This is a genomic window from Mesorhizobium sp. M0040 (genome assembly GCF_040323505.1).
Lineage (GTDB): Bacteria > Pseudomonadota > Alphaproteobacteria > Rhizobiales > Rhizobiaceae > Mesorhizobium.
The window spans coordinates 1-694 of sequence record NZ_JAMYVA010000150.1 but is presented as its reverse complement, the minus strand read 5'-3'; the positions used below and the strand labels follow the sequence as shown (position 1 = coordinate 694).

1 protein-coding gene is annotated in these 694 nt (G+C 66.3%); it reads left to right on the top strand.

Annotated elements, in window-relative coordinates; genetic code table 11:
* Positions 1 to 694, top strand: a 694-nt coding sequence (locus NKJ91_RS33720; protein ID WP_352458949.1) for an IS630 family transposase, incomplete at both ends; no start/stop codon positions are given.

The following is a 694-nucleotide window of genomic DNA, read 5'->3' as shown; positions in this document are numbered from 1 at the left end:
GGCAGGAGCGCTCGCCGCGGAAGGCTTCGAGGGACTGTTGCGCGACAAGACGCGCCCCTCGCGCATTGCCCCACTCGGACCTGAAGTCGCCGAGCGCGTGGTGGCACTGACGTTGCAGGATCCGCCTGGCGAGACGACGCACTGGACCGCCGACATGATGGCGGCCGCGGCCGGCATCAGCGCCAGCGCGGTGCGCCGCATCTGGAAGGCGCACGGGCTGCAGCCCAACCGCTGGCGCCAGTTCAAGCTCTCCAACGATCCGCAGTTCGTCGACAAACTGCGCAACGTCGTCGGCCTCTATGTTGATCCGCCGGCTCACGCCATCGTGCTGTCGGTCGACGAGAAGAGCCAGATCCAGGCGCTCGACCGCACCCAGCCCGGCCTGCCCATGAAGAAGGGTAGGCTCGGCACCATGACCCACGACTGCCAGCGGCATGGCACTACCATCCTGTTTGCCGCCCTCAACGTGCTCGACGGCACCGTCATCGGCAGGAACATGCAGCGCCATCGTCATCAGGAATTCATCCGCTTCCTCAACGCTATCGATGCCGAGGTGCCGGCCAGCAAGGCCGTCCACGTCGTCCTCGACAGCTACGCCGCTCACAAGCACCCCAAGGTGCGTGCCTGGCTCGGCCGTCATCAGCGCTTCACCTTCCACTTCACGCCAACCTCGTGCTCATGGCTCCACGCGGTC